The sequence below is a fragment of the uncultured Capnocytophaga sp. genome (genome assembly GCF_938029845.1).
GTDB lineage: Bacteria > Bacteroidota > Bacteroidia > Flavobacteriales > Flavobacteriaceae > Capnocytophaga.
Genome location: NZ_CALHGG010000150.1, coordinates 1 through 26,829 on the forward strand (window position 1 = coordinate 1; position 26,829 = coordinate 26,829).

Below are 26,829 nucleotides of genomic sequence, written 5' to 3' on the forward strand. Positions count from 1 at the left end.
TGGTACTCCTTCCAAGGTATCTACACCTGTTGAGAATACTGTATTGGTAGTGGTATAATCCAAAGTGTTAGGTACCTTACCAAAGTTATCATCTACGGCCTTGATAGCGCGGTTTGGTGTCGTATCAGGGTCTGTTACTTTGATTTCAGCAATTGAGGTCTTTTCAGTACCACATTCGCCTGTTATCTCTGCCCAGTAGAAGAGACTTCCTACTACATTAGTAGCTGGGGTATAGGTAGTGGTTGTAGCTACTTCGCTACCTCCTACATAACTATTGGTAGTGTTCCTATACCATTTATAAGTAAGGCTTCCTTCGCCTGTTGCTACTACGGTAAGGGCAGCGGCTGTTACATCTTTTATATAAGTTGCCCCTACTGGATTTGTAGTAATCACGACAGCCGCTTTTTGTGCTTTGATTTCAAAGGTATCAGAGATTTCAGACACACAACCATTTTTTGTTGCTTTTACCTTGTAGGTTCCTACCTCAAGACCTGAGATTATTCCGTCCGCTGCCACTGAAGCTCCTCTAACAGGTGTTCCGTCGGCTTTGGTAAAGTCATAAGTGAAACCATCCTCATGGGTTGCTATCTTGACTACTGTAGGGCTACTACAATTTTCAGCAGTTACCATAAAGGTAGGCTTGCTTGGAGTAGTCTTCTGGACCTTGATTTCAAAACTATCTGAAGCTACTGACTCACAATCCGTATTCTTAGCTGTAATAGTATAAGTGCCTATTGCAAGTCCTGTAATCTCATGAGTTGCTGTATCTACTGTAAGTCGTTCTGTACCATTCCAATAAGTTTGTCCTGTCACATAGTTGCTAATAACAACTTTTGTAGGTGCTGTACAGCTTTCAGCTGTCAATCTAAGAGTTGGCTTAGCTGGAACTGATTTCTGGGCTTTGATTTCAAAACTATCTGAAGCTACAGACTCACAATCCGTATTCTTAGTGGTAATGGTATAAGTACCTGCGGCAAGCCCTGTAATTTCATGAGTTGCTGTATCTACTGTAAGGCGTTCTGTACCATTCCAATAAGTTTGTCCTGCCACATAGTTGCTAATAACAACTTTTGTTGGTGCCTCACAAGTCTCATCTGTAAGGGTAAGGGTAGGTTTGGCTGGTGAGACTTTCTTTGCTTTGATTTCAAAGACATCTGAGATCTCAGACACACAACCATCTTTGGTTACTTTTACCTTATAAGTACCTACTGTAAGCCCTGAGATCACTCCGTCCATAGCTACCGAAGCTGTAGTAACTGGTGTTCCGTCGGCTTTGGTGAATGTATATGTTCCTCCTTCATAGTTTGCTACTTTAACTATTGTAGGTGCACTACAATTTTCAGCAGTTATTGTAAAGGTCGGTTTAGCTGGAATAGCATTTACCACTACTTTCACCACCTGACTAATAGCTTCCCCACAACTGTTATTAGTTACGTTTACATAATAGTATAGGGTACCTGCTGTAGTGGTCAGTGGCGTATAGTTAGTCGCATTCGTACCTACTGGATTACCTCCTGTAGTGCTATTGATAGTATTTTTATACCACTGATAGGACAATGTTCCTGCCAAGCCGTGGGTATCGGCTACCACTGTAAGTGTTGTAGCTGGGTCTCCTACACAATAAGATGATGGCTCTACTGGTTGAGTCGTAATACTTGGTGCGGGTTGTACAATTACTTTTACTTCCTGAGTAGCCTCACAACCATTGGTACGTTTTACCTTTAATATATAGGTAAAGGTAGTAGTTGCTGTCAGCTTAGCACCTGTATAGCGGAAATTAGGTTCCTTTATATTTCGGTCAGAAAGGTAAGTGAGTTTGTCACTTGCAGTCTTTCCTGTCCAAGTATAGCTAATATAGTCTGCTCCTGCAACACTATAAGTAAGTTGTTTGGTTTCACTTTCACAAACAGTGACATTATCCACCAAGCCCGATGTCTGAGTAGGAGGAATGATTTGTCCTATTACATCTCCACAGAGACAAACATTATCCTCATTCTTAAGTACCAAGAGCAAGCGGCATACCTTATCCTGATCTACTGCAAAGGTAAAAGTCTGCTCTGGTGAAGTAGTTCCCTGTGGCAAGTTCAAACCTGTAGAGGTATGGCTAGTTAGTATAGTATCTGCTGAGTCGGCTATACCATTATTATTAGCATCATAATATAGGGTAGCTTTTACCATCCCATTGGTAAGCGCGGCAGCGGCTCCTGTATCATTCTTTAGCTTATACTTGATGGTAAGCTTTTCCTTACCTCCTTCAGCTACAGAAGTCGTGGTAAGGTCTTCTATAGAAATGGTAGGACGTTCGTTCTTGATAGCAACCTCCACTTCACTTGAAGTGCTCACTAATAGTTTGGGACAGGTATTTCCTGATGAAGGACAAGCAACGCCTCCCTTCTCATCCGTAGTAATCGCCTTGAGCTTCAATGGACGATCACAAGGAACAAGGACATTCTTTTGTTTAATTCTAATACCTGCTATAAACCAATCTCCTGCTTTCATATTCTCAGGAACGGTCAATACGACTTCACTTCCTTGGGACAGGGTTCTTTCCTCACTCGCCACTCTTTCTGGTTCATCCCAATCAAAAGATCCTGATCTATTTCCTTTGAAAACATTTCTTCCAGCAGCTAATTCATAGCCTTCTGGTAAGGTAAAGCGTAATCTCGCCTTATCAAGCATCTCAAATGTTGGATCTGGAGAATTTACAGTTACTTTCGTAATATAAATAATACCATTATCACAGTATGAGGCGTTATGAAAGTTATATCTCGGGTCATTATATTCTGTAAGCGGATCTAAAGTAATGGTATAATTATCCACATTTACACCTTGAATATCTGCTAAAATGGCACTGCTCTTATCTCCAAGGGCTGGTCTACCACAGAGGTTGTTGCCCTCTACTTCTATATCAAATGACGAACCTGCTGAGAAATTACAATCAGGAGTTACATCAAAAGTAAGTTTAAGCTTACGGTTATTAGCATTGATAGGTTCACTGATAGAGCCTGGTAAGCTACCACGTGGCAACACATGGCTCAGGTCATAGATATCCTTATTTCCTACTGTTGTATGGAGAATATCTTCTGTTCCTGTACCTACATGATAGATAAAGCCACTAGCCAAGGGATATTCTACCGTTACATTGGAGAATGTGATTCCTTCTCCTCGGGTTACAACTAACTTGGTATCGTAAAGGTCTCCCTCCTCGGCACTGTTAATCTCATAGCTATAAGAAGTAGCCGCACACATAGGAATGGTTCCTTTCTTATCGGCCTTGTCCTGACCTGGGTTAGTTGAGGCTGCTGCTATTTCTTTTTTACTCTTAGCTACGGTTATATTATAGGTAATGAACTTATCACTACAAGTGTTACGATAACCTGTTGTAGGGTTTTCCCAACAGTTCCAACCTGCATATACTTTGAGCTGCAGGCTTGTGGCACAGCTGGTGACCTTATACTTGAGCTTGAACTGGCGCTGGGTATTTCTCACAATCTTACCTTCATCACCTTTATCACTGAGGAAGAACATCTTCTCCCCTGCGATACTTCCCTGTGGTGTATAAGTATATCCACCTCCTGTGGTTTCCTCCAAAGAGATGATTTCTATACCTGCTACCTCAGGAATAGAGATCCAGCCATAAGGTGCATCTTGGTTCTTGGTATTGCTTAACTTAAAGGTAGCCTCCATCTCACGCTTATTAGCCTTCACTGTTAGGGAGGATATAGCATCAATCTTGATTTCTGGTTTATCACTTTCTCTAAAGAGAATAGGACGATCATTTAGATAATCTGTAGCAGGAGTGCTCTGGGTTGTCTCTGCATAGTGATAATAGAAATCATCATATTCTATATTAGTATCTATTTTCTCTTGCATAGTCAAGGCGTCATTATCTTGCTGCACTTCAGCTTTATTGCCATCTACCGTTTTAGACTTGCAAGAAGGTTGTATAAATGGTTTGATATACTCATTATATTCATTCTCTACGGTGAGCATACCAGCAGGTAAGTGTCCTGGTTGTCCCTTAGCAGGGTTTATATAAGTATAGGTTTTCCAAGTACCATCATCAGCTACCGCAAGGTTATTCATATCCACTGTAGCAGCAGCAGTTTGTCCTACTGCTGTGGCATAAGTATACTCTATATTCTTTATGCGATAAGCACTTGGCATACGCATTGTTATCTTCTTGATAAGACGTGCAGGACGGAATTCTTGTGAAAAATAAGACCCTCCTGGCTTGAACCTACGTGCTCCATAGACAAGGTTAGACCCTAAAGGTGCTGCACTACAACCTGCCAACTGTGTATAACGGTTGGTAGCTAACAAATGTCTTGTTTCAGCTATATAGAATACAGGCGTTAAGTTCGTACCACAGTGTTTTTGGGCTGTATGATACCCTTCTGTACCGATGGCTGTATCTGTATCAAGATTATTAACTGTATAGAAGAATGATTCTATACCTGATTGTACATCCACAGTTCGTTCATAGCCATTAGCTGTGTTAGCATTCTTCACTTGGTAGGTTGCCACTGCTGTAAAAGTAGCTCCTGCTGCAAGTGTCTTTGATGGCAACAGTGTGGTAAGATCCCAACGGAAAAACTTCTTACCTGCCGCATTGGTTCCTCTTGCAGGATTGGTAGCTGTTGCTGTAAAGCTTTGTACAGCCCCTCCATTTACCTTAAGACTTATTCCTTTGGGTTCTAGCTCAGCTGTGTTCTCTACCTTTACATAATAGAAAAGGTTATTAGCTGTTGCAGAAGCATGTTGTCTCCCTTGAGAGATAAACTCTATATCATCTAAGTAAAGTGCTCTCATACGCTCCAATGGTGATACATTGGCTCGCATTTGTCTTGCATTCATGTTATGATCTTTCCAACCATACGAATTGTCTGCACGTTCCACCACTGTACTAAGAATACTTGGTCCTTGTATAGAACAAGGTGAATCACAGATAGTAGGTATATTAACTGTTTGATTACATACCAAAGGTACATCACAATAAGAACTATTTCCGTTCTTAAGCATCAGATATACTGAATAGGTAATAGGTGCCGTAGCCCCATTACAATTCTGTAACAAAGCATCAAAGCTAAGGTAACCTGGTGTAAGATCTGGATCAGAAGAAGTATTGGTTGTAACAAAGGTAGCTGTTGTTCCTGGTGCTACATCTGACTGATCAACAGGTCTTTCTGTGGAAGCACCAAAAATATTTGTTTTACGATAGAGCTTTACATTCTGTAGCTTTATACCTGCGGGAGTAGTTATTACATACTTGAACTTACGCTCATTATTTGTTGTATTACCATTCCTTAATTTTTGATTAGCCACAAGCGAAGGCCAGTTCATACCAGGGGAAATATACCCTGCCGAAGATACATTCTGAACCAACTGTACTGGTAACTTGGAGGCATCGTTCACCCCATTGAAATACACACGTAAGGTATTGTGATGGATAGAATGCAGGTTTGACCATATACGTTCTCCTGTACATACATTATCATATAGTATATAAGAAGAAGGTTGCACGCTAAACATCGCATTAGTACCTCTGCCTGGTTGTAAGCATCTTACACCTGCTTTCTTTTTCAAATCAAAAGCTATTTGGAAATAAGCGCCCTTTTTAAGGTCATCTTTATAACCGTCTCCATCTTCATCGGTAAGCCCTACATCTTTACCTGCTAAAGAAGTGGTTGAGAGTGCTGCCAAATTAGTAAGTACTATATGTCGCCTATCAGAGGGGCCTACAGTGGCAGGAAGTGAAACAGTTGTCCCATCTCTGGCTATCAAGCGTATGTTATCTGGCTCATAGTTTGAAAATTGTATTGAATTTTCTTCATCTAAAATTCTGATTTCCAAATTATAAGCAATTCCTTTATCCGTAGCGGCATTATTATTATAACGCACATAGAAAGTCCCCAATACATTACCACAGAAGCCATCCTTCCATTCAAAATAGGTAAATGCATTGTTACCATCATAGTTAATAATAGGAGTACCTGTACTTACTGTAATATTTTTGGTATTAAATTGTGTCTCAAAAATATCTGCATGGCTGCTGCCCCAGTAAGCATAATATGTGTTTTGTCTACCACCTGTACATTTGCTTACTTTATATTTCTCTGTAATAGTAACTTTTTGATTATTGAGCAAGTTTGCATCTGGAATTTTGTAGATAGGCTTACCTGCATTAGGAAGTCCTACAGGTACCACCCCTACCTGTGTCAGTGGTGTACCATTATAGGAGACACTCTCCCCTACTACATCTTCAGGATAGGCGATAGAGAAATACACATCCTTCACCTTTCCATTCCCAGTATTACGAATATCAAAATTTTCGGTACGTGCTCCCAATGCGTCACTTGCTGTAACAGGTAACTGTACCGTTAGGGTAGGACGTTGTAGCTGGTAAAGGTTTGACTCTTTAGCAGGGTTAGTTGATATGCCTCCTATAGTAAGGACAGCCCGATCTTTCAAGCCTGTAGCAAGAGCTGTATTGGTAAGTACTGCCTTAATTGCCTTACGCTTAAGCTTTATAGTAACAGCACCTGAAGCATTTGTAAAACTAAAGATAGGCCTATTAGCATCAGTTGAACCTGTTTTAAGTGTTATAGTCGCATTTGTAGCTGTTACTGTATTAGGGATATACTCTATCCCTGCTGCAAGTTTCACATCCAACTCACCTGCGGTTTGCCCTGTAGGCATATTAAATCTTATAGTGAGTTCTCCTACAGAAAAATCACTATCCGCGGCAAAATCTACAGGCGACTGCGCTGACACTCCACTAATGGTTTGCCCCCACAAAGTACTCACGGAAACAAACAAAAGAATGAGAATCAATAATTTAGATCCTTTCATTGCTAGTTCTTCTAATCTTTTCTTCATTACAAAAGAATATTGTTTAGTAATTTGGGTGCAAAAATAATATATATATTTATATATTCATAACCTTTTTTTTAAAAAAAGTTATCAATAGGTCTTATTGAAATAGATTAGTTTCTTAAGATTTATAACTAAAAAAGAGAAGAGACCAATCCCACAAACGGATTGGTCTCTTCTCTTTTTTTATTTGTCTTTTTTCACTATTCACTCTTCACATAGTACTCATAGAAGTATGGAATAGTCTCTATTCCTTTGAAGAAGTTAAACAGACCATAGTGTTCGTTAGGTGAGTGAATAAGGTCAGAATCCAAACCAAAGCCCATAAGAATAGACTTAGTACCAAGCTCTTTCTCGAAGAGGGCTACGATAGGAATACTTCCTCCTTCAGCGGCAGGGATAGGAGCCTTACCAAAGGTTTTTTCCATAGCTTTCTCAGCGGCCTTGTAACCTTTATTTTCTATATCCATAGCATAAGCAGGGCCTCCACTTAGGTCTTTTACCTTAACCGTTACCCCTTTAGGGGCTATCTGTTCAAAATATTGGGTAAATAGGTCTACCACTTCCTTGCTGTCTTGGTCTGGTACCAATCGCATGGATATTTTTGCATAAGCCTTGCTAGGGATAATAGTTTTAGCACCCTCACCTATGTAACCTCCCCAAATACCATTGACATCCAAGGCTGGACGGATGGTAGCGCTTTCCAAAACAGAATAACCCTCTTCATGCTTAGCCTCGGCTATACCTAAGTCCTTGTTGTAAGCCTCCAAAGAGAAAGGTGTTTGGGCAAACATGTGGCGTTCCTCTGGCAAGAGTTCTTTCACCTTATCATAGAAATGAGGGATAGTGATACGGTTCTTATCATCATAGAGCTTAGCTATCATCTGGCTAAGTACTGTTACAGGATTCTGTACAGCTCCTCCATACACCCCAGAGTGTAGATCTCGGTTAGGACCTGTTACCTCTACTTCTACATAACTAAGTCCACGCAATCTTAGGGTTACCGAAGGTACATCATTGGCGATGATACTGGTATCAGAGATAAGGATAATATCGTTCTTGAGTTTTTCTCGGTTTGCATGTACAAATGCACCGAGATTCTTAGAACCTACTTCCTCCTCGCCCTCGATCATAAACTTCACATTACAAGGAAGTTTGCCTTCCTTCACCATATATTCAAGAGCCTTCACATGCATGAACATTTGTCCCTTGTCATCACATGCCCCACGAGCAAAAATAGCACCGTCAGGATGGATTTCTGTCTTTTTGATCACAGGCTCAAAAGGATCTGTATCCCATAGTTCCAAAGGTACTGCAGGCTGTACATCATAGTGACCATATACCAATACCGTAGGCAAGTTATCACCTACATGTTTTTCCCCATATACTACAGGGTTACCTGCCGTAGGGCAGATTTCTGCTTTGTCACAACCTGCCTTTAGAAGAGATTCTTTCACCCATTTGGCAGTATCTTCAATAGAAGATTTGTATGCCGAATCCGCACTAATAGAGGGCATACGCAATAGCTCGAACAACTCACTTAGGAAGCGGTCTTTGTTCTGCTCAATGTAAGTTTTTATATCCACGTCTTTTTAATTGTTAATTATCAATTGTTAATTGTTATCTCCTGTGGTATTTAGTTGTTAGTTGTTAGTTGTTAGCCATCAGTAGTCATTGATAATTAACAATTAACAATTAACAATTATCTACTCCCACTCTATGGTTGCAGGCGGTTTGGAGCTGATGTCATACACCACTCGGTTAACACCCTTTACCTTATTAATAATCTCATTAGAGACTTTTTGGAGAAACTCATAAGGCAAATGTACCCAGTCAGCGGTCATACCATCGGTACTCTCTACTGCACGTAGGGCAACACATTTCTCATAAGTACGTTCATCTCCCATTACTCCTACACTATTGATAGGTAGCAGGATAGCTCCTGCTTGCCATACCTTATCATACAAGCCATTATCCTTAAGAGAGTTGATAAAAATAGCATCTACCTCTTGGAGAGTAGCTACCTTCTCAGGAGTGATATCCCCTAAGATACGTATGGCCAAACCTGGTCCTGGAAAAGGATGACGACCTAAAAGCTCAGCAGGAATACCTAAAGAAGCCCCTACACGGCGCACTTCATCCTTGAAGAGCGTACGCAAAGGTTCTACTATCTTGAGTTTCATATAATCGGGTAAGCCTCCCACATTGTGATGGCTCTTAATAGTGGCGGAAGGCCCTTTGACAGAGACGGACTCTATCACATCAGGGTAAATAGTTCCTTGTGCCAAATAGGTAACATCGGTGATTTGGTGAGCTTCCTTGTCAAATACTTCTATAAAGACACGCCCTATGGTTTTGCGTTTGACCTCTGGGTCAGTAACCCCTGCCAAGGCTGAAAGAAACTCCTTGGAAGCATCTACTCCTTTGATATTAAGCCCCATTCCCTTGTATTGTTCCAAAACGCTTTGGAACTCTCCTTTGCGCAAAAGCCCGTTATTAACGAAAATACAATGCAATTGGCTACCAATAGCCTTATTCAGCAATACCGCTGCCACAGTGGAATCCACACCTCCCGAAAGACCTAAGACCACTTTCTCCTTACCTACCTGTGCCTTAAGTGCCGCTACGGTAGTTTCAATAAAGTTATCTGGTGTCCAGGATGGGGTAAGTTTGGCTATTTTAAAGAGGAAGTTTGCCAAGAGTTGTTTCCCATCGGTAGAGTGATACACTTCAGGGTGGAACTGAATGGCATAAGTTTCTTCTCCTTCTATACGGTAGGCTGCATTTTCCACATCAGGAGTGCTAGCAAGACGTACCCCTGCGGTAGGTAGTGCTTTTATTGTATCACTATGGCTCATCCATACTTGGCTATTGGCAGGAATATCGGCTAAAAAAGGTTCATTTTCCTTAAGATAGACTAAGTGTGCACGGCCGTATTCGCGTACATCGGAAGAGGCTACTTCTCCTCCAAAGAAGTGCGCTAAGTATTGTGCCCCATAACATACCGCCAAAATAGGCTTCTTGCCTCTAAAGAGCGATAGGTCTGGGTGAGGTGCATCGCTGGCACGCACCGAATAGGGTGAACCCGAAAGAATCACCGCTGAAAAATCTTCTACCCCCTCGGGCAAATGATTGTAAGGATGTATCTCACAATACACATTCAACTCTCTCACCCTACGGGCAATAAGTTGTGTATATTGGGAACCAAAATCTAAAATAAGTACTTTATTCATTTACAAGTCTTTATTAGTGAATAGCGAAAGACAGGGTAGCACTTTTTTACTTTTTATCTTTCACTTTTTATTACTTTAAAAGTAGTATACTGCTCCAAACTGTAGCACTAAGTTATTCAATTCTGTGTTAAAGGGAGCTCCTCCATAGTAATCGGTATAGTTATTAATCCCTCCCCTACCCGATTTGGCTCGTGCCTCAAGACTTAAGGAAGGAAACAAAGGCACCTCTATTCCTACCAATCCTGCTACATCGAAAGTCTTAGGCGAGGGTACCTTACTATCTTTCTTTACCAAAAGGTCTGTGGTAATTCCTGCATCCAAATACAGATGTTCAAAAAGGCGGAAATGAATGATATAGCCTAAAGAGAGATAGCCCAAGGCATAATCCTTCGCATATTCAGTAGTGTAATTTTCCTTGTAGCGAGCGCCCTGTCCCGAATAGAGCAGTTCCAACTTTCCACTGATACTGCGATCAGTACGTACCGAAAGGGTTGCCCCTGCATACAAGCTAGGCACATAGGCAAAATCCTCTACCTGATAGAAGAACCCCCTAGAGAAAGTAGCCAAAGATAATCCCGCTTTGGCACCTATACGCACATTGCTGTCCTGCCCCCATAAGCATAGAGAAAACAGGCATAGAAAAGATAAAAATACCTTCCTCATCTCAAACTCTTATAAGTGGCAAAGATAACAATATTCTCTCAGAAATAAAAATAGTTTATAAAAAATCTTTTCCAATCGGAGAAAAAAATCAGATAATTCGTACTTTTGTCTCCCTAAAATCATATCCACATGGAAACCAAGCAACAGAGCAACTATCTGATCATTATACTCATCTCTCTATCCCACTGTCTCAACGACTTGTTGCAGGGAATACTCCCTTCTATCTATCCCTCATTAAAGCAGGAGTTTGCTCTCTCTATGGCACAAGTGGGGCTAATTACCTTCTGCTATCAAGTGTCTGCCTCCATTTTGCAACCCTTGGTAGGCGCTTATACAGATAAGCACCCCAAACCCTACGCCCAAGTAGTGGGTATGGCTTTCAGTGCCTTAGGCATTGGGCTACTCTCTTGGGCAAATAGCTATGCACTAGTGCTATTTTCTGTTATTTTGGTTGGGATAGGCTCTTCTATCTTTCATCCTGAGGCATCACGTATCGCCTTTTTAGCCTCTGGTGGCAAGCGATCTTTCACCCAAGCAGTCTTCCAGTTAGGGGGCAATGCAGGTACAGCACTGGCGCCATTACTAGTAATTCTGATTGTTTTCACGAAAAAAATGGTAGATGGACAACTCCTAGAAGAAAGTCATTTGGAACGTCTGTTATGGTTTGTCCTATTCCCTGCCATTGCTATTGTAATACTATTCTTCATAGGTTCTTGGCGCAAAAAGCTACTTCAGCAAGCACAATCCTTCAAGAAGCGAGAGATCCCCGTACCTGACCTCACTCATGCACAAGTACGCAACTCGGTGATTATTCTCATGTTTTTGGTCTTCTCCAAGAACTTCTATACAGCAGGTATCAGTAATTATTTCCAATTCTATACAATCAAGACTTTTGGCTTTACAAATGCTCAAGCACAACTCTACCTCTTCTATTACTTAGGAGCGGCAGCAGCTGGCACCCTTATTGGTGGCTTTTTCGGAGATAAAGTAGGTAGGAAGTTTATCATTTGGTTTTCCATCTTGGGAGCGGCTCCCTTTGCCCTATGGCTCCCCTATGCCGATGCCAAAACTACCGCTGTCCTTGTAGTACTTATTGGATTTATCATCTCCTCAGCTTTTGCTTCTATCTTAGTCTATGCCCAAGAGTTGCTCCCTAAGAAGATAGGTATGATTTCGGGTGTTTTCTACGGATTTGCCTTTGGTATGGCAGGTTTAGGCTCAGCTGTATTAGGCAAACTCATCGATATGACTAGTATTACCTTTGTCTACAAAGTCTGTTCCTTCCTCCCTCTTATGGGACTGACCGCCTATTTCTTGCCTAATCTGAGAAAAGTAAAAACAAAACTAAGTGAATAACGAAAAGTGAAGAGTGATAAGTGATTAATCAATAGTAGGAAACAACTATCCCATTTGTTAAGACGCAATAAATTGCGCCTCTACGGAAGGTTGTACTAAGCAAGGAATTGTCTTAGCCAGCGCTTGTGTAGAGGCGCAATTTATTGCGTCTTAGAAAATATTTAATAAATAGTATTTTACCAATTGATTATCCTCTCTAATCACTAGTCTTTGGTGATTAGTCATTGGTCACTATCTTAGAACCCAAATAGTTCTTCAAGGCTAAGTTTCTTAAACTCTCCTATCTTTTGGAGTTCTTCCTTAGGCAATTTCTTCTCAGAAGCCAATATTACATAAGTATAAGGTTTCTTAGAAAGATATTTGTCATGGAAAGCTTGTATATCCTTGAAGGTGATCTTATCCACATTCTGATATACAGACTTTCGGATATCTTCCTTAAGCCCTAATCGTTGTGCATTTAAATAATCATAAATGATATTATCTTGTGTAATACGTTCAGTTTGTATATCTTTTCTGAGTTGTTCTTTGGCTAATTCAAAGTTAGCAGGTAGCTCTGGCATTGTGGTAAGTAACTCATTCATAGCACCCACTGCTTCATTGAACTTATCGGCTTGTGCCCCTACATAGGAAAGCATATAGTACTTATCCTCTTTCTTCGTAGGGATTCTGTAATAACCATAAGTACTATAAGCCAAGGCCTTACTTTCACGAATGGTTTGGAATACCAAAGAGCCCATACTACCACCAAAATAATTATTGAATACTCTGATTGTAGTAGTTTCTGCTGGATTGTAGGTATCTGTATTTCTGACCCAACGAGTTTCGGCTTGTACCATTTCATAATCGGTAAAGAGTACTGTATTTTGAGTTTGTGCTACTTGCTTAAACTGCTGCGCTTGAGGCACTTTAGCAAACTTAGCAGGTACCTTGTGGAGCTTGCTGAGTTGCTTGGTTAGCTCAGAGATAGAGGCAGGACCATAATAGATAATGGTTTGCTCTACATCATTGAGTTTTTTAAGTCTATCTACCAACTCGGCTGCAGTGGTAGCCTCTAATTCTGCATTAGAAAGAGCATGGTTATACTTATTCTTAGGTCCATAGAGAGCATAGCTGGTAAGCGCTTGCATAATTTGGTTTCTGTTAGCCTTTACATCACCACGATACTTAATAATTCTCGCTTTTAGTGATTGAAGAGCTTCCTCATCTACTTTTACATTGCTTACCAATTCTTCATAGAGAGCCACTGCTGCTGCAAAGTTTTCCTGTAATCCTTCTATATTTACATAAGTATATTCCTCACCAGTAGATACCCTAAAGCTAGAAGCTATTTTATAGAACTCCTTGGAGATCTCCTCTGCTGATTTCTTATTTGTTCCTAGGAATTGGATATACTGAGCAGCTATGCCCATTTTCAAGTCGTTGAGGGTTCCTATTTTGTAACGGAAACTCAATCGGAAAAGGTCATTGTCTTTGTTCTGTACAGAAAGTACTTCAGCCTTACCTAATTTAGATTTCTGTATATCCTTATTGTAATCCAAGAAAAGAGGCGCTACAGGAGTACTTGGCATATCATTGATCATCTTCACAAAAGCTGATTGCTTATCTGCATTAGTCTCCACTGGGGTAATAGCAGGTTTTTCTATCTTCTCTACATTGGTACGCTCTCCTTTTTTCTTATAGACAGCCACATAGTTATCTCCCAAGTATTTATTAGCAAAAGCCATAATATCAGCTTTTGTAATCTTCTGAATATCATTCACATAAGACACTTGATCTCTCCAGTCTATCTTACCTGTGAAAGCACGCATTAGCAGTTCCGCACGCCCACCGTAGGTTTCTGTCTCTTGGATGGTTTCTTTCTTAAAGTTATTTACAATAGAAGGCAATAGGTCATCATCAAAATTTCCTTTCTTGAGATTATCTATCTCATTGACAATCAATTTTCTTACCTCATCTAAAGATTGTCCTTGAGAAGGAGCTGCTGAGATATAGAGCAAGCCATAATCCACCAACAGATAAGGAAAAGCACCTGCACGCAAGAGCTTTTGTTTTTTAACCAAATTTAGGTCAATAAGTCCCGCCTTCCCATTGGTAAGAATAGAGCCAATAAGGTTGGCCAAAAGGGCATCCTTTTCTTGAGTACTTGGCAAGCGATAGGCCATAGTAACACTTTCTGCATCAGGACCTACTACTTCCTTGATAATAGGAGTGGTGATAGGATCTTCCTTCTCAAAGGTATACTGGGGCACTTCCTTGTACTTCATATAAGAAAAAGCCTTGTCTATCTTAGCAATAGCAGTATCAGGGTTGAAATCACCAGAGAGAATCACCGCCATGTTATTAGGTACATAATAGGTATTGAAGTACTTGCGAATCTCCTTCAGTGATGGGTTCTTGAGATGTTCTACTGTACCTATAGTGGTTTGCTGACCGTAGTTGTGCTTCTTGAACACATTGGACAGAAGGGTTTCAAATACCAAGCTTCCATCACTGTCCAAGGAGCGGTTTTTCTCCTCATACACCGCCTCCAATTCTGTATGGAAAAGACGTAACACAGGATTACGGAAACGCTCTGCTTGTACTGCAATATATTTATCTAAAGCATTGGCAGGGACATCATCCGTATAAACTGTTTGCTCAAAAGAGGTAAAGGCATTGGTGCCTTGCGCTCCCATAGCCGATAGCATTTTATCGTACTCATTGGCAATTGCATACTTGCTGGCAATACCTGAGACTCTATCTATCTCTTTGTAAATTTCTTTGCGCTGAGCTGGGTCTTTGGTTTGGTTATACTTCTCATATAGAGCATCGATTTTTTCCAACTCTACTTTTTCCTTATCCCAGTCCAAAGAGCCGTATTTGTCAGTTCCCTTAAAGAGCAAATGTTCCAAGTAGTGCGCCAGTCCTGTATTGGTGGCAGGATCTGTCTTGCTGCCTGCTCTTACAGCTACATAACACTGAACGCGTGGCTCCTTATTAGTGGGGCTAAGAATTACAGTAAGGCCATTCTTTAGTGTATAGAACCTTGCATTGGTAGGGTCATTCGTTACATATTTGTAGGAATACCCTCCACTTTCTGCTTCCTTCCATTGGTAGTTTTGTCCCAAAACACTCAAGGAAGAGGCTATCGCAGAGACACCTAAAAATAAATTCCTTTTCAACATAAGTAAATCATTTAGACCACAAAATTAATAAATTTCCTGCAATCTACCAAATCAGAAATCAGTTTTCAGAGGTCAGTTACTAGCTCTTTCTACTGACTACAGAGCACCAAACATCGACTTTTAACTTTTATATATCCTTTCATAAGGGATAATTTTAACGAAGAAATCGTACTTTTGCCCCATAAAATACTTAAAATTTTACGTATGAAAAAATTTGTACTTATTTTATTAGGCGGATTGGCATTGACCTCTTGTGTCTCCAACAAGAAATTCAGAGCCTTACAAGACCAACTCAAGAGCACAGAGGACTTGCTCAATACCGCTACAGTAAAGCTCAATAGCTGCCTAAAAGATAGAGAGCTCCTGCAATCCAACAACGAATTGCTTCGCAAGAACAATGAGGGATTGCTTACCAACCTTGGCAACATGACCATGCTTACTCAAAAGGGAGCTGACAACTTGGAACGCTCTTTGGAAAGCATCAAGGAAAAAGACCTTACTATTAAGAACTTGCGTGATGCTGTTACTCGTCGTGACTCTATCAACTTAGCCCTTGTACAGAGCCTTAAGGGGGTATTGGGCAACTTGGACGACGAAGATATCACTGTACAAGTGGACAAAGGAGTGGTATATGTTTCTATCTCCGACAAGATGCTCTTTAGCAGTGGTAGCTACAACGTAACTCCTCGTGCCCGTGAGGTACTCGGTAAGGTAGCTAAGGTGGTAAATAACAAACCTGATTTCGAGTTCATGGTAGAAGGACACACTGACAATGTGCCTATCAAGAATACTTGCATCAAGAACAATTGGGACTTGAGCGTACTAAGAGCTACCGCAGTAGTGAATATCCTTCAGAATGATTTTGGAGTATCTCCTTCACGCATGACCGCTGCTGGACGTGGAGAATATGTACCTGTTACCTCCAACTCTACAGCAGAAGGACGTGCTGTTAACCGCCGTACTCGTATTGTCGTACTACCTAAGCTTGATCAGTTCTACAACATGATTGAACAAGGTATGAAAGACCCGAAAATAAATTAGTGAAGAGTGAACAATGGATAGTGAAGAGTGAATAATCTATGCTGTTCATAAAACATACTAAATTACAAAAAAATTGCGTCTCTAACAAGTAGAGACGCAATTTTCATATTTTTACTTTTCACTCTTCATTTTTCACTTTTTCTTATTGGCTGTTATTTCTGCGATTTTGACAATCACATCTACCGCTTTAAGCAGGCTCGGTACTGGTAGGTATTCGTACTTACCATGGAAATTCACACCACCAGCAAAGATATTAGGACAAGGTAAGCCCTTAAAGCTGAGTTGAGCTCCATCGGTACCACCACGAATAGCTTGTACCACAGGGGTAATACCTAATTCCTTCATTGCTTGTTCGGCTATCTCTACAATATAGATTACAGGCTCTATCTTCTCACGCATGTTATAGTATTGGTCTTCTACTTCTACCTCAAAGATAGCATCCTTGTGTAGCTTCTGCAAATCTTTCACTACAGTATGCAATAGTTCCTTACGTGCATTGAATTTATTACGGTCATGGTCACGGATAATCATATTGATATATACATCCTCCACATCTCCCTTGATGTTCATCACATGGAAGAACCCTTCACGACCTTCAGTACGTTCTGGAACTTCATTCTCTGGAAGCGCTTCTATCAGTTCACTGGCAATAAGGATAGCATTGACCATACGCCCCTTGGCAGTACCTGGATGCACTCCCTTACCTTTGATATGTATCTTAGCTCCGGCAGCATTGAAGCTCTCATACTCCAATTCCCCTATGTGGCTACCGTCCATGGTATAAGCCCACTCTGCTCCAAACTTAGATACATCAAACTTATGTGGCCCCTTGCCTATTTCCTCATCAGGAGTGAAGGCAATACGGATCTTTCCATGTTGTATCTCTGGATGTTCTAAAAGATACTCCATAGCTGATACGATTTCAGCTACCCCCGCCTTGTCATCGGCTCCTAAGAGGGAAAGACCGTCAGTAGTGATGATAGTTTGCCCTATATATTTCTTCAAATCAGAGAAGTAAGAAGAGGACAACACTATGTTTTCTTTCTCATTGAGCACTATATCCCTTCCATCATAGTTATGTACAAACTGGGGATTTACATTCGCTCCAGAAAAGTCTGGCGATGTATCATAGTGAGCGATAAAGCCTATGGTAGGCACCTCATGCGATACATTGGAAGGCAGTGTAGCCATAATGTAGCCATACTCATCTACACTTACCTCCGAAAGGCCTATTTGCTTAAGTTCCTCCACCAAAAGGTGAATAATATCCCATTGTTTTTGGGTACTTGGAGTAGTAGTACTCTCAGGATCGGATTGCGAATCCACTTTTACATAGCGGATAAAGCGATCTATAATTTTTTTCTCTTGCATGTGTAAAATTTTAACGAAAACTTTTTATTCAAAACTATTTTTCTTGCTCCCATTGAGCAAGTGGAATGATAGTATCCTCTATGGTATCAACTACAAGAATATCATTCTTATCTTGCTTATTTACATAGAGGATATGATAAGTCTCATAGCGATCCTCTCCATTGTAGCCTATTCGTACCTCATAGTACTCCTGAGCATTATTCATGGTCTTTTGAGGATCTACTATAACAGAGACCCCTCTCTGTCCTTGGGTTGCTTTACTTATTTGATTATGCACTTTTTGAGTGATAGGCAATGTGAATACCAGGTCTACTACTTGGTCTTCTGTAAGGGATTGTGCAGCCGTATCAGTCTCCCCTGCAGCAGGATTAGGGCGCTCTTTGGAAAGGGCTTGTTCCTGCGTAGGCACCTCTTGTGTAGAGGACTTAGATTGGTTTTGGCAAGACATCAGCGACAACCCTACCAACAAAAGTATGCCCAATAGCTGCTTAGACAAAAGAAAGCTCATAGATTGTCTTTGTATAAGATTATTTATATCATGCAAAAGTACGACTTTTCTCCATGAGTTACAAACAATCTTAGTGTTTTTTTTCTCCCTTTTTTCATTGTTATCTTAGTTTTATTTCTTACCTTTGCAAAGCAAAAACTAATCTTTAACAACTAACCACTAATTACTAACAACTAAAGAAAGAAAATGAAGAATTTCGTAGAAGAATTGCGTTGGCGTGGTATGATTCAGGACATCATGCCGGAGACTGAACAGCACCTTATGGAAGGACTTCGAGCCGCTTATGTAGGGATTGACCCTACAGCGGACTCACTACATATAGGGCACCTTGTAGGAGTGATGATGCTCCGCCACTTCCAAAACTGCGGCCACAAGCCTTATGCACTGGTAGGAGGGGCTACAGGTATGATAGGTGACCCCTCTGGCAAATCTGCTGAAAGAAACCTCCTCACCGAAGAGGCCTTGACACACAATATACAAGGTATCAAAAAACAATTGGCTAAATTCCTTGATTTTGAAAGTACTGCCTCCAATCGTGCGGAACTAGTCAATAACTATGATTGGATGAAGGGCTTCTCTTTTCTTACCTTTATTCGCGATATTGGCAAGCATATCACTGTGAATTATATGATGGCCAAGGATTCGGTAAAAAAACGCTTTGACCCCAATGAGAATACCGAAGGTATGTCCTTCACCGAGTTCTCTTATCAACTACTACAAGGCTATGACTTCCTACACCTCTACCAAGAAAAGAATGTAACCTTACAGATGGGAGGCTCGGACCAATGGGGCAATATCACCACAGGTACCGAACTAATTCGCCGTAAAGTAGGAGGAAAGGCCTTTGCCCTTACTTGTCCACTGATCACCAAAGCCGATGGTACCAAGTTCGGCAAATCCGAAGGAGGTAACGTATGGCTTGATCCTGAAAAGACTTCTCCTTATAAGTTCTACCAATATTGGATCAACACTTCCGATGCCGATGCTGAGCGCTATATCAAGATCTTCACCATGCTCCCTAAGGAGGAAATAGAAGCTCTCACTGCTGCACACCATGAGGCTCCACACCTAAGAATTTTACAAAACAAATTAGCTGAAGAACTAACCCTTTTGGTACATGGCAAAGAGGAATGGGAGAAGGCCGTACAAGCCTCACAGATTCTTTTCGGCAACTCTACTTCTGAAGACCTCAAGAAGCTTGATCCTAAAACATTCCTTGAGGTATTCGATGGCGTACCACAGGCGGAAATCTCATTGGCAGACCTACACAATGGCTTAGACCTCATTGCGGCTCTTTCAGCCAAAACAGGCTTTATCAAAAGTAACTCCGAAGCTCGCCGTGCTATAGGCGAAAATTCTATTGCAGTAAACAAAGAAAAGGTATCTGACGGTTACCTACTCGGAGAAAAAGACCTAATCAACGAACGTTTTATTCTCTTACAGCGAGGAAAGAAGAATTATTTCTTGATTATAGTAAATAAGTGATACTAAGATAATTAGAACCAATCTGTATAATCATGAGAGCAATAGAACGGGTGGCACAGCTTCTGGCTGAAATCAACTTTGTACTCATCACAGGAGGTGCCAATACACGTAGGGTGCTTAGAAACACGAACCGAATAGCCAATGCGCTGAACTATCATTGTGATATTTTCTACTCGTATTCGGCTATTATTATTACCGTCTATGACAATGCTAGCAAAGAAAAAGAAACCATCGTTAAGAGTATCCCTCACCATGGGGTCAATTTCAATGCAATCTCGGATATCAGTATCCTCTCATGGCGGGTCTTGGAAAAGAAACTCCCTATCGAAGTAATAGAGCGAGAAGTAGCTTATATCAAGCAAAAATCCCACTACAACATGTACCTGATGTGGTTCTTTGTATCCTTGGCTGGAGGCTCATTGGCTTATATCTTTGGAGGAGATAATCACAACAGTTATTTTGAAATGGGTATCTCTTTCTTAGCAACCCTAATAGGACTAGCTGGTCGACGCCTATTGCAAGTAAGGAAGTTCAATGTCTTCATCTGTTGGGCATGGGCAGCCTTTATATCGGTAAGTGTGGTAAATGCTTTTCGCCTTGTAGGTGTGGAAGAATACAAGAATGCTCTGGCTGCCTGTGTGTTATGGCTTATTCCAGGGGTGCCACTTATCAATGGCTTTATAGATACACTCACAGGTCATGTGGTGGCAGGTATGGCCAAACTTACCTATGCCTTAGTACTTATCTTTATGATTTCTATTGGTTTTTATCTTTCACTATTTATCTTCGGTTATGAACTTCTTTGATGCTTTTAGTCTTTTGGCTGAACGTATATTTTGGTCTATGTGGGTATCGGTTGGCTTTGCCTTATTGTTCAACACTCCTCGTAGAGCATTATGGGCTACTGCACTATTAGGGGCTATAGGCTGGAGTATCAAGTTCCTACTTATCAAGACAATCATCCCCGACCAAGTGGTAATTGCCTCTTTTGCGGGTGCCTGCTCTGTAGGCTTCTTAAGTATGTATTTCGCCCATAGAGTACACACTCCCCCTATGGTTTTTACGATTCCTGCAGTGATTAATATGATCCCTGGTAAGTCTGGTTATGAGTTCATGATGGGACTCATCAAGATTGTTACTATCACCCATGAGCATGACCGTACCTTAGAGACTATTTTTGAGACTATTAAGCTAGGATTACAAACAGGTTTTATCACCTTGAGTCTTGCTTTCGGGGTCATTGCTCCCGTACTCTTATTGAACACTTATACCATTAAGAACAAGGATTTGAATAAGTTTATCGCTAAGAAATTAAAACGTATCCGTAAGCGTATCAAAAAAGAAGAAACCCCAGTCGTATAGCACTTGATAAATATTTTTGAACAAAAGCCCTACTTATTCCAGTTTTTTTAGTACCTTTGTCGCATATTTACTCTTTTTATCTCTGATTTTTATAACATTATTTTATATACATGGAATTACAAGGACGCATAAAACTAATTACTCCTATACAGACCTTTGGAAATAATGGTTTCCAAAAAAGGGAGCTTATTATTGTTACTGAAGAACAATACCCACAAACCATTTCCTTTGATTTTACTCAAGGCAATTGTGAGTTGCTCAATAACTATCAAGTAGGACAAGTGGTAAAGATCACCTTTGATATTCGTGGTCGTGAATGGACTAATCCTCAGGGAGAAGTGAAGTATTTCAACTCCTTAGTCGCTTGGCGCATTGCCAATGTGGATACTACATCACAAGCTGCTCCTACACAAGGTCAAGTAGCTCCTCCACCACAACCTATACAAGCACCTCAGGGAGGCACTACTTTTGCTCCAAAGGCACCTGCTCCAGCTCCCCAAGGAACTGATTTAGAAGAAGATGACCTTCCTTTCTAACAATTGCAATAACTGATAAATTAACATAGAACCAATGAAAGTACTTATTATCAACGGTGGTAGTTCTTCTTTCAAGTACCAACTTATTGAAATGGATACCGAAACCGTATTGGCTAAAGGGCTTGCCGAACGTATTGGCTTAGAACAAAGTAAAATCACTCACGAATATTGGGAAAAAGGAGAAAAGCATAAAATTAGCAAAGAAATGCACTTCCCTAACCATGAAGCAGCCTTCAAGGTAATTGCTGAATATCTCACCGACAAGGACTTCGGAGTGATCAAATCCACTAGCGAGGTAAAATACATCGGTCACAGGGTAGTACATGGTGGTAAGTTCACTACTCCTGAGCGTGTAACACCCGCTGTGGTAGAGGAACTCCGCAAGGTAATTCCACTAGCACCCCTACACAACCCTGCCAGTATCATAGGTATAGAGGCTGCACAAAAGATATTCCCAAAGGAAACTGAGAACTTCGTTGTCTTTGATACAGCTTTCCACCAAACCATGCCAGAGAAGGCTTTCCGCTATGCTATTCCTAATCATTTCTATACGGAAGACAAAATCCGTCGCTATGGGTTCCATGGTATTAGTCACAAGTATGTAGATGCTCGAACTCGTCGCCACTTTAATAATCCACACCTGAAGAACATCACCCTTCATTTGGGTAATGGTGCCAGTATGACCGCTGTCAATGAGCAAGGACACTGTATAGATACCTCTATGGGATTTGGCCCTAACGAAGGTATGCTTATGGGTACTCGCTGCGGGGATATTGACAGTGCTGTGGTTTTTTTCTTAGGAAAAAAAGGCCTCTCCAACGACGAAATAGCCAAGATATTCAACCATGAAAGTGGTATGAAAGGAATCACCGGAAGCTCCGATGCACGCGATGTGGAAGCGCTTGCTGAAAAAGGAGACCACAATGGCAAACTTTGTTTGGATATGTACGCATATCGTGTCAAAAAGTATATCGGTGCCTATGCAGCAGCCCTCAACGGAGTGGATACCCTTATCTTCACTGCGGGCTTAGGAGAAAATTCTTCGACCATTCGCGAGGCTATCTGTGAGGACTTGGAGTTCTTAGGAATAAAGATAGATAAGACCAAGAACAAAGAACTCAATCACCCAAGCGATATCGTAGAGGTACAGGCCGCCGATAGCAAAGTAAAAATTGTATTGGTAGCCACCAATGAGGAAATCCAAATCGCTCGCGATGTCCTCTCCCTTGTTTAAACCCTTTAACACCTATAATCATGAGAAAAATTCTCTTAACCTTCTCTCTTCTCTTAGGTATTTTCTTTGTCTCTTGTTCTAGTGACAACAAACCTAAAGTAGTAGCTGAGAAATTCCTAAAAGCGATTAACAAACTTGATTTCGCAGAAGCTAAAAAGTATTGTGATAAGGATTCTCAAGAACTCCTTTCCATAATGGAAAGCTTTTCTAAAGGAGAAGATGCTGAAAAGGCAAAAGCAAAAGCCTCCGATGACGACTTTACCATTACCAAAGTAGAAGAAGATGGCGATAAGGCTAAAGTCTATTACAAAGCTAAGGATTCTGAAAAAGAAATCGCTCTTGACCTAAAGAAAGTAGACGGGAAATGGCTTGTTTCTATCAACAAAGAACAAGGAGCCAAAGAACAAGGAGGTCACGATCATGATGATTCTGAAGGAGATGACATGAACATGCCTGAAGAGGATATGTCTCCAGAAGAAACTCCTCAAGCTCAAGATAGCATTCCTGCTGCATAGTTAAGGATAAGCATTAAAAAAGGTTGCCCAAAAGGGCAACCTTTTTAGTTTTAGATGATTAGTTACTAATTAAGTCTTTGTAGTTCTATCTCTAAGTCATTTACTTTAGATTGAGCATCTATGAGTTTAGACTTTGTTTTCAATAGTTTAGTACGTAGCTTTAATTCTTTTTCAGCAGAAAGCTTACCTTTTGCTGATTGCTCTTTTATTTTTAAGTCTTGCTTGTCGTACTCTGCTTGTACTTTGCTAACCTTTAACTTCGCCTTAGCAAGCTTGTCTTGTGCTTTTTGTTTTTTCTCTGCACGTTTTTGTTGCTCTTTTGCAGCCTTTTCTGCCGCTTTTTGCTCTTTTTCTTTGGCTTTTCGCTCTCTTTCAGCTTGTTTTTGTTGTTGTTTTGCCAATTTCTCAGCTTCTTTTTGCTGTCTTTCTTTGAGCTTCATTTCCTTTTTAGCCATTTCGTTAGCTGCTTCTTGTTGTTTTGCAGCTTCTTTTTGAGCTTCTAATTGTTGCTTCTCTGCATCGGCTTTTGCTTTGAGCTCTTCTAATCTTTGTTCATTAGTAGTATCCAACTTTAGGGTATCCAAAGATTGTGCAGAGGCAAAAGAACCTACTGCCAAAAATAATAATAATGTAATTTTCTTCATCATATTAATTTTAAATTCGGAGGCAAAGGTACTCATTTAATTGTTAATGATTGTTTAAAAACCATTAATTAACAAGATTTTGATTGATTTACCAATTTCCTAATTAGCTCATTGCTCATTGTCAAATTATTTTGCTAATTTGCCAATTATTTCCTATTTTTGCGGGCTAAAAACAGTATTAATGGAAGCATTTTTTATTCGCGCAGGTCAGCTACTGCTATGCTTATCTATCTTAGTGATTCTCCACGAGTTAGGACACTTTATACCCGCCAAATTATTCAAAACAAGGGTAGAGAAATTCTTCTTGTTCTTTGATGTCAAATTTGCCCTATTCAAGAAAAAGATTGGGGAAACTGTCTATGGAATTGGCTGGTTACCTCTGGGAGGATATGTGAAGATAGCTGGTATGATAGACGAGAGCATGGACAAGGAACAGATGGCACAACCTGCCCAACCTTGGGAATTCAGAAGCAAACCTGCATGGCAACGTTTGATTATTATGATTGGCGGAGTTACGGTGAACCTTATCTTGGGGATTCTCATCTATGCCATGATTTTTAGCGTATGGGGAAAAGATGAAATCCGCCCTTCTGATGTACCTCACGGTTATGAAGTAAGCGAAACGATGAAGTCCTATGGTTTTTCCAATGGAGATATTCCTCTGAAAGTCAACGGAAAAGACCTTACCAATACTTTCGCTATCAACCGTATGATTCTCACCCGTCACATAGAGAATATCACCGTACAGAAAGCTGATGGTTCCGTGCAGACTTTCTCTGTTCCCGATACCCTTGGCATGCAAGTATTTCACTCCGACAAGGTGCCTTTGCCCTTTATCAAGCGCCGCACCACCGAGATCGATAGTGTCTTAGAGGACTCACCTGCAAGTAAGGCTGGCCTTATGAAAGGAGATCATATCACTATGATTAATGGCGAGAAAATTACTTTCTTTGACCAGCTCAAACCTTTGCTCAAGGAAGGAGAAAACACCATACAGATCCTCCGAGGTGCCGAGACAAAAAACTTAAAGATTACCCCTGAAAATGACATCTTAGGGGTTACTGGTATTGAGTTCTATGATAATAAAAGCACTCATGTAGATTACTCTTTCCTTGCCTCTATCTCTGAAGGAATTAGTTATGGCTATTGGACACTACATGACTATGTAGTCCAATTCAAATACATTTTCACTAAAAAAGGAGCAAACCAAGTGGGTGGCTTTGCCACTATGGCAAAGATGTTCGATACTTCTTGGGATTGGCTTCGCTTCTGGGAAAGTACGGCTCTTATTTCTATTATATTGGCTTTCATGAATATACTTCCTATCCCTGCACTTGACGGAGGACATATAGTCTTCCTTCTTTACGAAATGGTAACAGGCAGAAAGCCTAGTGAAAAGGTTTTGGAATATGCACAAATGGTAGGATTTTTCATCCTCTTAGCCCTGCTTATCTATGCCAATGGCAATGACATCTATCGTTGGATTACAGGTGGTCATTAGAGCAGATAGGAGCGACCTAAAATTAGAATCCCCACAAGTGATAATACAAAGAACCATAACAAGGCCTCTCTAAGCCAATGTCGCTTAAGACCTTCTATGATCATCATACTTGAAAGTGCTGTAGGAAAGGTAAAATAAAGCCATCCTACAGCATTTTTATTTTCATGTAGGACAATCCCTACCATACCCACCAATATCAAGCTAATAAAAAAACCTGAATAATAACGCTTATAGGATTTCTTGAGCAACCAAGAGGTGATCATGATATTGATCAAAAGTATCCCTAGAAGTGGTAAAAATTTGTATTGTAGAAAGGATGATATATCAAACTTCGGTAAATAATAAAAACGAAGGAACAGCTGATTTTTCCAGCCAAGAAACAGGGACGCTGCCAATAAAATAACGAAAAGTATCGCAAAAACTACCAAAGGAATGAGAGAATTGCGAAATTTCTTCCCTGGTGAGGTCAATATCTGTAACCAAAGCAAGAAGAGTGCTAGCAAGGAGGGAAGAAAAAATAAGGTAGCTAAGAAAATAAGTACTGAAATATCGAAGAAAACTTGCCTGCCATCGGTAATATTGTGCGATTGCATGATCTGGAGAATCACAAATAAGATACAAGTATTGGCAAGCATAACCGTATAGTCCTTGTACACCTCAGGGAAGAGCATACTGATCACAATCCAGAAAAATACCACCAAAAGATTCCCCTGACTGAGTTGATTTTTCCTAATAATAAAATTTATAGTGGATATATTTATCAACAGCAGCAAGCACATCACAAGAGTCTCTGCAAGGGAAATCAGCTCTATGGGGAGTCCTATAAGGAGATATCGATAGAGTATTATCTGTAAGGCTCCAAGTCCATAGAGGAAGAAGAAATGACTATTCTTATTTGTATTGAGAAAGTTGTAAAGCATCTAATTGGATATTACTAAGGCATCACCCTGTACTACTACCTGATAGTTAAGCATTGGATAAGTGGTTTTTCCTGATTGAGGCTGTCCATTGAGCAAGTTGTATCTTACCCCATTACAAGGACATAGCATGAATAGGTGATCGTCCTCAAGGGTCATCTGACTACAAGCAGAAAGTGCTTGTGAGGGGCAGGCACGCTCCCATGCCATATAGTTATTACCTATATTGGCGACCACTATGCCTCTGAGACCGACATTATCTACTAGGACAACTCCCCCTGGGATTCTCAACTTACTATACTCAGCCAAGCGTAGGTTAAGGGTAATGGTGAATTTTGCCTCTTGCAAAAAGGGATTGCGCTGGTAATCCTTACGCTCACAGGAGAGCAGTAGTAGGGTCAAGATTATTAAAATACTCTTTTGCAT

At 40.6% G+C, this 26,829-nt stretch carries 19 protein-coding genes; 9 read left to right on the forward strand and 10 right to left on the reverse strand.

Features of this window, described 5'->3' with window-relative positions; all coding sequences use genetic code 11:
* From Q0625_RS10850 to Q0625_RS10865, 4 genes are all read right to left on the reverse strand, one after another.
* Nucleotides 1–6,879 (reverse strand): gliding motility-associated C-terminal domain-containing protein (locus Q0625_RS10850; protein ID WP_298827048.1); only part of this gene is annotated, 6,879 nt, incomplete at its 3' end.
* Nucleotides 6,880–7,076: 197 nt separating this feature from the next.
* Nucleotides 7,077–8,459, reverse strand: a complete 1,383-nt coding sequence (locus Q0625_RS10855) for a dipeptidase (protein ID WP_298827051.1) — start codon at nucleotides 8,457–8,459, stop codon at nucleotides 7,077–7,079.
* Nucleotides 8,460–8,579: 120 nt separating this feature from the next.
* Nucleotides 8,580–10,106: a glutamine-hydrolyzing GMP synthase gene (guaA, locus tag Q0625_RS10860; protein ID WP_298827054.1), complete on the reverse strand. Its 1,527-nt coding sequence runs from the start codon at nucleotides 10,104–10,106 to the stop codon at nucleotides 8,580–8,582.
* A 75-nt stretch (nucleotides 10,107–10,181) separates the two neighbouring features.
* Complete coding sequence (locus Q0625_RS10865) at nucleotides 10,182–10,769, reverse strand: hypothetical protein (RefSeq protein ID WP_298827057.1); 588 nt, start codon at nucleotides 10,767–10,769, stop codon at nucleotides 10,182–10,184.
* Between the two features lie 123 nt (nucleotides 10,770–10,892).
* On the opposite strand from Q0625_RS10865, the gene Q0625_RS10870 reads away from it, so the two are divergent.
* Nucleotides 10,893–12,125 carry an MFS transporter gene (locus Q0625_RS10870; protein ID WP_298827291.1) on the forward strand — a complete coding sequence of 411 codons (1,233 nt, stop codon included), beginning with the start codon at nucleotides 10,893–10,895 and terminating at the stop codon, nucleotides 12,123–12,125.
* Between the two features lie 236 nt (nucleotides 12,126–12,361).
* On the opposite strand, the gene Q0625_RS10875 is transcribed toward Q0625_RS10870, so the two are convergent.
* Nucleotides 12,362–15,289, reverse strand: a complete 2,928-nt coding sequence (locus Q0625_RS10875; protein WP_298827059.1) for a M16 family metallopeptidase — start codon at nucleotides 15,287–15,289, stop codon at nucleotides 12,362–12,364.
* 204 nt (nucleotides 15,290–15,493) lie between these two features.
* On the opposite strand from Q0625_RS10875, the gene Q0625_RS10880 reads away from it, so the two are divergent.
* On the forward strand, nucleotides 15,494–16,330 hold the full coding sequence (locus Q0625_RS10880) for an OmpA family protein (protein ID WP_298827062.1): 837 nt from the start codon (nucleotides 15,494–15,496) through the stop codon (nucleotides 16,328–16,330).
* Nucleotides 16,331–16,462: 132 nt separating this feature from the next.
* Here Q0625_RS10880 and pepT read toward each other — a convergent pair whose 3' ends face one another.
* Nucleotides 16,463–17,701: a peptidase T gene (gene pepT / locus Q0625_RS10885; RefSeq protein WP_298827065.1), complete on the reverse strand. Its 1,239-nt coding sequence runs from the start codon at nucleotides 17,699–17,701 to the stop codon at nucleotides 16,463–16,465.
* A 34-nt stretch (nucleotides 17,702–17,735) separates the two neighbouring features.
* Nucleotides 17,736–18,209 carry a hypothetical protein gene (locus Q0625_RS10890; protein WP_298827068.1) on the reverse strand — a complete coding sequence of 158 codons (474 nt, stop codon included), beginning with the start codon at nucleotides 18,207–18,209 and terminating at the stop codon, nucleotides 17,736–17,738.
* Nucleotides 18,210–18,395: 186 nt separating this feature from the next.
* On the opposite strand from Q0625_RS10890, the gene tyrS reads away from it, so the two are divergent.
* The 6 genes from tyrS (at nucleotide 18,396) to Q0625_RS10920 (ending at nucleotide 23,341) form a co-directional block, all read left to right on the forward strand.
* A complete protein-coding gene (gene tyrS / locus Q0625_RS10895; protein WP_298827070.1) occupies nucleotides 18,396–19,694 on the forward strand; it encodes a tyrosine--tRNA ligase in 1,299 nt (432 codons plus the stop codon).
* 32 nt (nucleotides 19,695–19,726) lie between these two features.
* Nucleotides 19,727–20,500, forward strand: coding sequence for a threonine/serine exporter family protein (locus tag Q0625_RS10900; RefSeq protein WP_298827073.1), 774 nt, complete (start codon nucleotides 19,727–19,729; stop codon nucleotides 20,498–20,500).
* Nucleotides 20,487–21,056, forward strand: a complete 570-nt coding sequence (locus Q0625_RS10905) for a threonine/serine exporter family protein (protein WP_298827076.1) — start codon at nucleotides 20,487–20,489, stop codon at nucleotides 21,054–21,056. The genes Q0625_RS10900 and Q0625_RS10905 overlap by 14 nt, the downstream gene beginning before the upstream one ends.
* Before the next feature lie 110 nt (nucleotides 21,057–21,166).
* Nucleotides 21,167–21,592, forward strand: a complete 426-nt coding sequence (locus Q0625_RS10910; RefSeq protein WP_298827078.1) for a DUF3127 domain-containing protein — start codon at nucleotides 21,167–21,169, stop codon at nucleotides 21,590–21,592.
* Between the two features lie 34 nt (nucleotides 21,593–21,626).
* Nucleotides 21,627–22,826: an acetate kinase gene (locus Q0625_RS10915; protein ID WP_298827081.1), complete on the forward strand. Its 1,200-nt coding sequence runs from the start codon at nucleotides 21,627–21,629 to the stop codon at nucleotides 22,824–22,826.
* A gap of 20 nt (nucleotides 22,827–22,846) precedes the next feature.
* Complete coding sequence (locus Q0625_RS10920) at nucleotides 22,847–23,341, forward strand: DUF4878 domain-containing protein (RefSeq protein ID WP_298827084.1); 495 nt, start codon at nucleotides 22,847–22,849, stop codon at nucleotides 23,339–23,341.
* Nucleotides 23,342–23,406: 65 nt separating this feature from the next.
* On the opposite strand, the gene Q0625_RS10925 is transcribed toward Q0625_RS10920, so the two are convergent.
* A complete protein-coding gene (locus tag Q0625_RS10925) occupies nucleotides 23,407–23,988 on the reverse strand; it encodes a hypothetical protein (RefSeq protein WP_298827087.1) in 582 nt (193 codons plus the stop codon).
* Nucleotides 23,989–24,166: 178 nt separating this feature from the next.
* Here Q0625_RS10925 and rseP point away from each other — a divergent pair, with 178 nt between their 5' ends.
* The gene (gene rseP / locus Q0625_RS10930) at nucleotides 24,167–25,486 is read left to right on the forward strand and encodes an RIP metalloprotease RseP (RefSeq protein ID WP_298827090.1); all 1,320 of its coding nucleotides are present in this window, start codon (nucleotides 24,167–24,169) and stop codon (nucleotides 25,484–25,486) included.
* On the opposite strand, the gene Q0625_RS10935 is transcribed toward rseP, so the two are convergent.
* Together Q0625_RS10935 and Q0625_RS10940 are read right to left on the reverse strand one after the other, a co-directional pair.
* Nucleotides 25,483–26,406, reverse strand: coding sequence for a DUF6427 family protein (locus tag Q0625_RS10935; RefSeq protein WP_298827093.1), 924 nt, complete (start codon nucleotides 26,404–26,406; stop codon nucleotides 25,483–25,485). The genes rseP and Q0625_RS10935 overlap by 4 nt on opposite strands.
* Complete coding sequence (locus tag Q0625_RS10940) at nucleotides 26,407–26,829, reverse strand: hypothetical protein (protein WP_298827096.1); 423 nt, start codon at nucleotides 26,827–26,829, stop codon at nucleotides 26,407–26,409.